This window comes from Geminicoccus flavidas (assembly GCF_009806515.1).
Taxonomy (GTDB): domain Bacteria; phylum Pseudomonadota; class Alphaproteobacteria; order Geminicoccales; family Geminicoccaceae; genus Geminicoccus; species Geminicoccus flavidus.
The window spans coordinates 1-9777 of record NZ_WUJP01000092.1; the positions used below are offsets into that span (position 1 = coordinate 1).

General features: G+C 69.0%; 12 protein-coding genes. 11 read left to right on the plus strand and 1 reads right to left on the minus strand.

What is annotated here, in order from left to right:
* The 3 genes from EQG76_RS02375 to EQG76_RS02385 form a co-directional block, all read left to right on the plus strand.
* The coding region (locus tag EQG76_RS02375; protein WP_200840496.1) for an ABC transporter permease at window positions 1–429 on the plus strand (429 nt) is incomplete at its 5' end.
* Window positions 430–443: 14 nt separating this feature from the next.
* Window positions 444–1271, plus strand: a complete 828-nt coding sequence (locus EQG76_RS02380) for an aldo/keto reductase (RefSeq protein WP_159710271.1) — start codon at window positions 444–446, stop codon at window positions 1269–1271.
* A 331-nt stretch (window positions 1272–1602) separates the two neighbouring features.
* The gene (locus tag EQG76_RS02385; RefSeq protein WP_159710273.1) at window positions 1603–2409 is read left to right on the plus strand and encodes a class I SAM-dependent methyltransferase; all 807 of its coding nucleotides are present in this window, start codon (window positions 1603–1605) and stop codon (window positions 2407–2409) included.
* Between the two features lie 33 nt (window positions 2410–2442).
* On the opposite strand, the gene EQG76_RS02390 is transcribed toward EQG76_RS02385, so the two are convergent.
* The gene (locus EQG76_RS02390; RefSeq protein ID WP_159710275.1) at window positions 2443–3648 is read right to left on the minus strand and encodes a multidrug effflux MFS transporter; all 1206 of its coding nucleotides are present in this window, start codon (window positions 3646–3648) and stop codon (window positions 2443–2445) included.
* A gap of 364 nt (window positions 3649–4012) precedes the next feature.
* Here EQG76_RS02390 and EQG76_RS02395 point away from each other — a divergent pair, with 364 nt between their 5' ends.
* The 8 genes from EQG76_RS02395 to EQG76_RS02430 all read left to right on the plus strand — a co-directional run.
* Window positions 4013–4300, plus strand: a complete 288-nt coding sequence (locus tag EQG76_RS02395; RefSeq protein WP_159710277.1) for an integration host factor subunit beta — start codon at window positions 4013–4015, stop codon at window positions 4298–4300.
* A 65-nt stretch (window positions 4301–4365) separates the two neighbouring features.
* Window positions 4366–4716, plus strand: a complete 351-nt coding sequence (locus EQG76_RS02400) for a LapA family protein (protein WP_159710279.1) — start codon at window positions 4366–4368, stop codon at window positions 4714–4716.
* Between the two features lie 4 nt (window positions 4717–4720).
* Window positions 4721–5683 (plus strand): bifunctional Delta(1)-pyrroline-2-carboxylate/Delta(1)-piperideine-2-carboxylate reductase, encoded by a 963-nt coding sequence (gene lhpI / locus EQG76_RS02405; RefSeq protein ID WP_159710281.1) that lies wholly within the window; start codon window positions 4721–4723, stop codon window positions 5681–5683.
* A gap of 108 nt (window positions 5684–5791) precedes the next feature.
* Window positions 5792–6490: an orotidine-5'-phosphate decarboxylase gene (gene pyrF, locus EQG76_RS02410; protein WP_235031170.1), complete on the plus strand. Its 699-nt coding sequence runs from the start codon at window positions 5792–5794 to the stop codon at window positions 6488–6490.
* A complete protein-coding gene (locus tag EQG76_RS02415) occupies window positions 6487–7140 on the plus strand; it encodes a phosphoribosylanthranilate isomerase (protein ID WP_159710285.1) in 654 nt (217 codons plus the stop codon). The genes pyrF and EQG76_RS02415 overlap by 4 nt, the downstream gene beginning before the upstream one ends.
* Window positions 7137–8345 (plus strand): tryptophan synthase subunit beta, encoded by a 1209-nt coding sequence (gene trpB, locus EQG76_RS32025; RefSeq protein ID WP_159710287.1) that lies wholly within the window; start codon window positions 7137–7139, stop codon window positions 8343–8345. The genes EQG76_RS02415 and trpB overlap by 4 nt, the downstream gene beginning before the upstream one ends.
* A complete protein-coding gene (gene trpA / locus EQG76_RS02425; RefSeq protein WP_159710289.1) occupies window positions 8342–9169 on the plus strand; it encodes a tryptophan synthase subunit alpha in 828 nt (275 codons plus the stop codon). Before trpB ends, trpA begins: the two co-directional genes overlap by 4 nt.
* Window positions 9166–9777: acetyl-CoA carboxylase carboxyltransferase subunit beta (locus tag EQG76_RS02430; RefSeq protein ID WP_159710291.1), on the plus strand; the 612-nt coding region annotated here is incomplete at its 3' end. The genes trpA and EQG76_RS02430, both read left to right, overlap by 4 nt.

Consider the following 9777-nt stretch of genomic DNA (forward strand, 5'->3'; position numbering starts at 1 on the left):
ATCCTGCGCGCGGTCGGCGAGAACCAGGACAGCGCCCACGCGCTGGGCTACCCGGTCCTGCGCATCCGCTGGCTGGCCACCCTGTTCGGCGGGGCGATGGCCGGGATCGGCGGCGGCTATTTGTCCCTGATCTACACCCCGCAATGGGCGGAGGATATGACCGCCGGGCGCGGCTGGATCGCCCTGGCGCTGGTGGTGTTCGCCACCTGGCGGCCCTGGCGGGTGCTGCTCGGCGCCTATGTCTTCGGTGGCGTCACCATCCTGGGCCTGCAGATCCAGGCGGCGGGCATCGCGATCAACAGCAACCTCGTGGCGATGACCCCCTATCTGGCCACGATCATCGTGCTCGTCTTGATCTCGCGCGACGCCACCCGTATCCGCCTGCACACGCCCGCCTCCTTGGCGCGGCCATTCCATCCGGAAGCATGAGCAGGGACAGGCGGATGATCACGATCGAGGCAAACGGCGCACGGATTCCGGCACTCGGCTTCGGCACCTACCAGCTCACCGGCAGCCTCGGCACCGACATGGTCGCCGCCGCCCTGAACCTCGGCTACCGGCACATCGACACCGCGCGCATGTACGGCAACGAGGCCGAGGTCGGCCGCGGCGTCATGACCTCGGGCGTCCCGCGCGAGGAGATCTTCCTCACCACCAAGATCTGGCCCGACGAGTTCGCGCATGACGACTTCCTGCACAGCGCCGAGCAGTCGGTGAAGAACCTGGGCACGCCCCCGGACCTCCTGCTCCTGCACTGGCCGTCCAAGACGGTCCCGCTGGACGAGACGATCGCTGCCCTGGTCGAGGCGCAGCGCAAGGGCCTGACCCGCTTTATCGGCGTCAGCAACTTCACCATCCCGCTCCTGCGCCTGGCCACCGAGCTCTCGCCGATCCCGCTGGTCAACAACCAGATCGAGTACCACCCCTATCTGTCCCAGGACGCGCTGCTGCCCTTCCACAGGAAGCTCGGCATCGCTACCACCGCGCACTGCCCGACCGCGCGCGGCAAGGTCATGGACGACAAGGTGATCCGCAAGATCGCCGACGCCCACGGGATGAACCCGATCCAGGTGACGCTGCGCTGGCTGATCCAGCAGGAAGGCGTGGCCGCCATCCCGCGCACCAGCTCGGAGAAGAACGCGAAGAGCAACCTGAAGGTGCTGGAGTTCGAGCTGACGGCGGACGAGATGGCGCAGATCTCGGCGCTGCGCTCGACCAACTACCGGATCTGCGACTTCGAGTTCTCGCCCGTGTGGGACGCTGTGGCCTGAGCAGCAGCCGGCAACATTCCCAGGGAGTTCATGGCTAGCGGTGCCATGGGTACCTGTGGAGATCGATGAGCATGGATGAGGCACCGTCCTCTCCATGGCGTCATGGCCAGCCCTGAGCCCGCCATCCAGCGAGTGCTCTGAAGAACTGGATGGCCGGGTCGAGCCCGGCCGTGACGAAAAGAGCAAGCACGGCTCCATCGGCAGCCTAGATGAGCCAACCCTCTTGCCGCTCTCATCATCTCCCGCTCTTCCCGAATCAGAAGACCGGCGCAGCTGCTTGACGACCCCAAGCAAGCGGTGGAAGCTGAAGTGTTCCGTTCAGGAGCACGCGATGGCTGCACTGAGCTATGGAGATGCCGCAGCCGCCGGGTACGACGAGCAGATGAGCCGCGTCATCCGGGGCTTTGCGCCATTCCTGCTGAACGCCGTGCGATTGAAGCCGGGACATCGGGTCCTCGACATCGCCACCGGCACGGGTCTTGCCGCCGAAGCGGCATTGGCGGCCGTCGGGCCAGCCGGCCATGTCGTTGCCGCTGACATCGCACCGGCGATGCTGGCCAAGGCTCGCGAGCGCCTGGGCAGGCACGCGAATGCTTCCTTCGCGGTCGAGGACGGGCAGGCACTGAGCTTCCCGCAAGGGTGCTTCGACAGCGTCCTATGCAGCCTCGGGCTCATGTTCTTTCCTGCTCCAGAACTAGGCGTTGCCGAGTTCCACCGCGTGCTGCGTGCGGGAGGTCGCGCGGCAGTATCCGTGGCAACCACGGTGGAGCGCTCCTTCAATGGGCAGATCATCGCCATCATCGGGCGCTACGTGCCTTCGCTGGCAGAGGCCGCCGAACGCTTCTTCTCGCTTGCCGATGAGAACAAGCTCCGCACTCTCTTTGAGAAGACGGGCTTCGCCGAAGTGGAGGTCGCCACAGCTGCGCTGAGCTTCACCTTCCCCTCCTTCGACGCCTATTTCGAACCCTACGAGCGCGGGGGCGGCGCAGGCGGACAGGCCTATATCGCGCTGCCGGACGAGTTGCGCCGAACGGTGCGCGACGAGGTTCGACGCTGCCTCGGTGGCGCCGACGGCCCGCTCCAGGTACCCGCCGAGATCAGGATCGGCAGCGGGCGACGCCAGGAACCGGCCGCCTAGGCTGGGTCGCCCAATGCTCTTAATCGGCCGGCTCTAGCTCACGGCTGGGCTGAGCCGGCGTGAAGCGGAGCGCAGGTGCAGCCACCAGGCCGCCGCACAGCACAACGAACTCCCCGCCATCACCACCACCATCGGCCGCGCTGTGCCGTCGAAGGCAGCACTCACCAGCAGCGTCGCCAGCGCACCCAGCAGGCCCTGGAGGAACCCGCCCAGCGCCGAGGCAGTGCCGGCCATCGCCCCCATCGGCTCCAGCGCCAGCATGGTCGCGTTCGGCATGATCATGCCGAGCGCCCCCAGGCTCAGGAAGATCATCAGGGCCGCGACCGGAAGGCTGGCCTGCCCAGTCAGCATGACCAGGCACATCAGTACCGCCATCACCACGAACCAGCCAACCGCCAGCGTGATCAGGCGCGGAGCACCGATCCGGCGGATGATGGTGGCGTTGAATTGGGCGAGGCCGATGATGGTCGCGGCATTGCCGGCGAAGATCAGGCTGTAGGTGAGCGGCGTGGTCCCGTAGAGCGTGATGAACACGAAGGACGAGCCGGCGACATAGGCCAGGAGCGCCGCCTGGGCGAAGCCGGCGGTGGCGACGGCACTCATGAAGGTACGGTCGCGGCACAGGCCGGCATAGCTACGCAGGATGGTGAGCCCGTTCTGCCTCGTACGCCGCTCGGGCAGGTGGGTTTCCGGCATGGAGGTCCAGATCAGGAAGCCCACGCCGATCGCGACCAGGGCCAGCGCCCAGAAGATCATCCGCCAGGACGCTACCTGGATCAGCAGGCCGCCCGCCAGCGGGGCCAGGATCGGCGAGACGCTGAGCGCCAGGATCGCGGTGGACAGAAGGCGCGCCGCCTCCACGCCGGTATGCATGTCGCGGATGATCGCGATCGCCAGCACCATGCCAGCCGACGCCCCCAGCCCCTGGAGCAGGCGCCAGAGCAGCAGCGAATCGACGTCGCCGGCCAAGGCACAGCCGATCGAGCCCAGGACGAACAGGCATAAGCCAGCATAGACCGGCGGTTTGCGCCCGATCGCGTCCGAGAGCGGCCCGTAGATCACCTGGCCTGCCGCCATGGTGATCACGAAGCAGAGCACAGTGAGCTGCACCACCCCATGGTCTGTGGCGAACTCGGCGGCGATCGACCCGAAGGCCGGCAGGTAGGCGTCGATCGCGAACGGACCCACTGCGATCAGGAGGCCGAGGATCACCGCGTGACGAAGCATGGTCGCGTTCATGGTCGAGCCGTCTCGGAACAGAATGGGCGCGTCCGGTTCGGCCTGCCCGATGGTCGGGCATGCTCGAGGGGCCGCGCGGGTAACGCCGGGTTGCCTGCCGCATGGGCGAGCCGAGGATCTTCCCGCACTGCGGCAAGTTCGGCAAGCGCACCCATGCTGGAAGCTGCTATACTGTGGCGCCGGTGCCGCGCCGCCTGCCGGGATGCTGCGCGCTAACGCGGGCAGGTACTTTGCGAAACGAACCCGAGAAAAGGCTTTATCGTTGCAGTTCAATGGGTTGCGTCTTCCTGTCCCTTGACGTGCTACCACCGTCGCGCGAAAAGGCGGACGTTGGATCGTTCGTCCAGGGAAAGCGACCGCCGGCATGACCCGTTCCGACCTCATCCGCCGCATCGCCGAGGCGAACCCGCATCTCTATCTGCGCGACGTCGAGAAGATCGTCGCCACCGTGTTCGAGGAGCTGACCAAGGCGCTGGAGCGCGGGGACCGGGTCGAGCTGCGCGGCTTTGGCGCCTTCTCCATCCGCGGCCGCTCGGCGCGGACCGGGCGCAACCCGCGCACCGGCGAGGAGGTGGATGTCCCGGACAAGCGGGTGCCTTATTTCAAGACCGGCAAGGAGCTCAGAGAGCGGCTGAACGTCGGCACGGAGTGAGGCGGCAGCGCCTGTCGCAGCCGGGCCTCCTCTGATATGAGCGGCCCAAGCTTCGTGAGGCGCCCATGGTAAAGTTTCTCCGCACGATCCTGGCCCTGGTCGGGCTCCTGGTCATCGTCCTGTTCGCAATCGGCAACCGCCAGCCGGTCGAGATCTCGCTCTGGCCGACCCCGTTCATGGTCGACCTGCCTCTCTACGGGGTGTTCCTGGTGGCGATGATCATCGGCGTGATCCTGGGCGGCATCGCGTCCTGGCTGGGCGGCCACGACAAGCGGGTCGAGGCGTCGCGCACCCGGCGCAAGCTGGCCATTCTACAGGAGCAGGAGCTGCGCCGCCGCCGCGAGGAGGAAGCCTCGGCCGCAGCGCTCGCCGCCAAGAACGTGACGCCGACCCGGGCACTGGCCACGGCGCGCTGAGCCGATGGAGCAGGTGCCCTTCTTCGGCTCGGCCGCGATCGAGGCCGCACTACCCTGGCCGCGCATGGTCGAGGCGCTGCGCGCCGGCTTCCAGGCCGGTGCGGAGGCGCCGGTCCGGCACCACCACCCGGTCCCGCGCCCGGGCATGGACCGGCCAGCCGACCTGCTGATCATGCCGGCCTGGCGGCCGGGCAGCGTCACCGGCATCAAGATCGTGCATGTGGCGCCGGGCCACGAGGCCCGCGGCATCCCCTCGATCCAGGGCCTCTACCTCCTGTTCGACGGGCCGACCGGCACGCCCCGGGCCATCCTGGATGGCGCGGCCCTGACTCTGCGCCGCACGGCTGGCGCCTCGGCCCTGGCCGCCTCCTATCTCGCCCGCGACGACATCCGCACCCATCTGGTCGTGGGTGCCGGAGCGCTCTGCCCGAACTTCGTCCATGCCCATCGGGCGGTGCGGCCCTCCCTGGAACGGGCGCTGATCTGGAACCGCAATCCCGGTAAGGCCGAAGCCGCCGCGGCCGGGCTTGCCCAGCAGGGCATCGCGGCAGAGGCGGTCACTGATCTTTCGGCTGCGGTCGGCCAGGCCGACCTGATCTCGGTCGCCACCAACTCGACCGCACCCCTGGTGCGCGGCGCCGATGTCCGCCCCGGCACCCATGTCGACCTGGTGGGCGCCTATACCCATGCGATGCGCGAGAGCGACGATGCGCTGATGGCCATGGCCGCCGTGTTCGTCGACACGCGCGAGGGTGCGCTGGCCGAGGCGGGCGACCTGCTCCAGGCGATCGATGCCGGCGCCTTCTCGGCCGATTCGATCCGGGGCGAGCTGCGCGAGCTGGTGATCGGCACCGTGCCGGGCCGGCGCAGCGCCGACGAGGTCACCTTGTTCAAGTCGGTGGGTGCGGCGTTGGAGGACCTGGTGGCCGCCGAGTCGGTGGTCGCCGCATCGCGCCAGGGCAATTGAATCCGGCGCTGCTTCCCACACATGAAGGGGCATCCTGCCCATCGCGTTGACGCACCTGCCCGGCTCTGCCAAGCAGCGCAGCGGTCCTGCCATCGACCGGAACCGACCTTGTCCAGCTCCCCGATCTTCTGCGCCATCGACCGCCCCGACCCGGCCGGCGCCCTGACGCTGGCCCGGTCGCTGAATGGCGTGGTCGGCGGCGTGAAGTTGGGGCTGGAGTTCTTCTGCGCCAGCGGGCCTGCGGGCGTGCGCACCGTCGGGGAGGCCGGGCTGCCGATCTTCCTCGATCTGAAGCTGCACGACATTCCCAACACTGTGGCAGGCGCGGTCCGCTCGGCCCTGGCGCTCGAGCCCGCCATGCTGACCCTCCATGCCGCGGGCGGCCGGGCCATGCTGGAGGCGGCGGTGGCGGCCAAGCGGGAAGCGGGTGCCGCCACCTGGCTGCTCGCGGTCACCGTCCTGACCAGCCTAGACGATGGCGACCTCGCCGATACCGGCATCAGCGGCGATGCCGGGGCGCAGGTCGAGCGGCTGGCGCGGCTGGCCGTGGCCGCCGGGGTGGACGGGCTGGTCTGCTCGCCGCACGAGATCGCCCGCCTGCGCCGGAACCTGCCGGCTGACGTTAAGCTGGTGGTCCCGGGCATCCGCCCGGCCGGGCCCTCCGGCGACGACCAGAAGCGGGTGATGACGCCGCAGGAGGCACTGGCGGCGGGTGCCGACGTGCTGGTGGTGGGCCGGCCGATCACCGTGGCCGCCGATCCGGCCGCCGCTGCCGCCGCCCTGCTCGGGAGCGGGCCTAGCCGATGACGCTGGTCAAGATCTGCGGGCTGAAGGAGCCGGCGCGCATCGCACAGGCCTGCGAGGCCGGGGCGGACTTCGTGGGCTTCGTGTTCTTTCCGCCGTCCCGGCGCAACGTCACGCCTCATGAGGCCGGCGAGCTCGCCCGCCATGTCACCGGCCAGACCCGGACGGTCGGCCTGTTCGTCAATCCGGACGACCATCTGCTCGAGGCCGTGCTGATGTCGGTGGCCCTCGACGTGATCCAGCTTCACGGCGAGGAGAAGCCCGAGCGGGTCGCCGAGATCGGGCTGCGCTTCGGCGTGGAGACCCTGAAGGCGCTGCCCGTGGCGGTGGCCGAAGACCTGGCGGTGCTGCCGACCTACCAGGAGGCAGCCGACATGCTGCTGTTCGATGCCAAGGCCCTGCCCGGCGCCGCCCAGCCCGGCGGCAACGGCCTGGCGTTCGACTGGCGGCTGCTCCAGGGCCTGGAGGTCGGGCGGCCCTGGCTGCTCGCGGGCGGCCTGAGCCCTGACAATGTCGAGGCAGCGCTGGCCGCCACCGGCGCACCCGGCGTCGATGTCAGCTCCGGGGTGGAGATTTCGCCGGGCGTGAAGGATCCGGCACGGCTCGCCGACTTCATCGCCAAGGCCAAGGGATTTGGAAGGAACGACCGATGAGCCAGCGCAACTCCCTGCGCACCATGCCGGACGAGAACGGCCATTACGGCATCTTCGGCGGACGGTTCGTCGCCGAGACCCTGATGCCGCTGATCCTGGACCTGGAGCGCGCCTACGAGGAGGTGAAGAAGGACGAGGGCTTCTGGAAGGAGCTCGACGGCTGGTTTAAGGACTATGTCGGCCGTCCCTCGCCGCTCTACTTCGCCGAGCGCCTGACCGAGCATTTCGGCGGGGCGAAGATCTACTTCAAGCGCGAGGAGCTGAACCACACCGGCTCCCACAAGATCAACAACACGGTGGCCCAGGTCCTGCTCGCCAAGCGCATGGGCAAGACCCGGATCATCGCCGAGACCGGGGCCGGCCAGCACGGCGTCGCCACCGCCACGGTGGCCTCGCGGCTGGACCTGCCCTGCATCGTCTACATGGGTGCGAAGGACATCGAGCGGCAGCAGCCCAACGTGTTCCGCATGCGCCTCCTGGGTGCGGAGGTGCGCCCCGTCACCTCCGGCTCGCACACGCTGAAAGACGCGATGAACGAGGCGCTGCGCGACTGGGTGACCAACGTCCATGACACGTTCTACGTGATCGGCTCGGTGGCCGGCCCCCATCCCTATCCGGCGATGGTGCGCGACTTCCAGTCGGTGATCGGCCGCGAGGCCAAGCTGCAGATCCTGGAGAAGGAAGGCCGGCTGCCGGACGTGCTGGTGGCGGCGGTGGGCGGCGGCTCCAACGCCATGGGCCTGTTCCACCCCTTCCTGGACGACGAGGTCCGGCTGATCGCGGTGGAGGCGGCGGGCGACGGGATCGAGACCGGCCGGCATGCCGCGGCCATGGCCGCCGGCACGCCTGGCGTGCTGCACGGCTCGCGCTCCTACCTGCTCCAGGACGAGGACGGCCAGGTGATCGAGCCGCACTCGATCTCGGCCGGTCTGGACTATCCCGGCGTCGGGCCCGAGCATTCCTGGCTGAAGGACCAGGGCCGCCTGGAGATCGCCCCCATCACGGATGCGGAGACGCTGGAAGCCTTCCAGCTCTGCGGCAGGCTGGAGGGCATCCTGCCGGCGCTGGAATGCGCCCATGCCCTGGCGCATGTCGCCAAGATTGCGCCCGGCATGGACCGGGACCAGATCATCCTGCTCAACCTGTCCGGCCGGGGCGACAAGGACATTTTCGCGGTCGCGGAGCATCTTGGAGTGAAGCTGTGAGCGAGCGAATCCGGGAGCGCTTCGCTGCGCTCGCCGCCGAGGGGCGGGCGGGACTGGTCACGTATCTCTGCGCCGGCGATCCCGATCCGGAGACCTCGCTGGGACTGATCAAGGGCCTGCCCGGTGCCGGGGTCGACCTCATCGAGATCGGGATGCCGTTCTCCGACCCGATGGCCGACGGCCCGGCGATCCAGGCCGGCAATCTGCGTGCCATCTCGGCCGGCATGACGCTGAACGGGGTGCTGGAGCTGGTGCGCCGGTTCCGCTCGGAGGACCAGACGACGCCGGTCGTGCTGATGGGCTACTACAACCCGGTCCACCGGATGGGGAAGGAGCGGTTCATCGCAGCCGCTGTCGAGGCCGGGGTGGACGGGCTGATCATGGTCGACCTGCCGCCGGAGGAGGACGAGGAGTTCTGCCTGCCGGCCAAGGAGGCCGGCCTGGACTTCATTCGCCTGGCGACACCCACCACCGACGACAGGCGCCTGCCGGTGGTGCTCCAGAACGCGTCCGGCTTCATCTACTACGTGTCGATCACCGGGATCACCGGCTCGGCCGCCCCGGTCGCCGACCTGGTCGGCCAGGCCGTGCGCCGGATCAAGTCGGCCACGACGCTGCCGGTCGCGGTGGGCTTCGGCATCCGCACGCCCGAGCAGGCGGCGGCGATCGCGCGCAACGCCGATGCCGCGGTGGTGGGCTCGGCCCTGGTCGACCTGGTGGCCGCCAATCTCGATCAGGACGGCAAGGCCAAGCCCGGCCTGGTCGAGGCCGTGCACGGGCTGGTGCGCGAGCTGGCGGCCGGCGTACGCGGAGCCCGCGCATGAGCAACTGGCTCACCGACTATGTCCGGCCGAAGATCCGCGCGCTGGTCAGCCGCGAGACCGCCCTGCCCGACGATCTGTGGCGGCAGTGCACGTCCTGCGAGCGGATGATCTTCCACCGCGACTTCGAGCAGGCGCAGCGCGTCTGCCCGCATTGCGGCCACCACATGCGGGTCGACCCGAAGTTCCGCTTCGAGACCCTGTTCGACGCCGGGAGCTGGCAGCAGATCGAGCTGCCGAAGGTGCCGGCCGACCCGCTTAAGTTCCGCGACCAGAAGCGGTACGCCGACCGGCTTAAGGAGGCCCAGGCCAAGACCGGCCGCCAGGACGCGCTGGAGGCCGCCCACGGCAAGATCGACGGCATGCCCGCGGTGATCGGGGTCATGAACTTCGCCTTCATGGGCGGCTCGATGGGCACCGCGGTGGGCGAGGCCTTCCTGGCGGCGGCGAAGCTCGCCGTCCTGCAGGAAGCCGCGCTGATCGTGTTCACCAGCTCCGGTGGAGCGCGGATGCAGGAGGGTGCTCTGTCCCTCATGCAGATGGCGCGCACCACCGTCGCGGTGGAAATGGTCAAGGACAAGGGCTTGCCCTACATCGTGGTGCTGACCGAC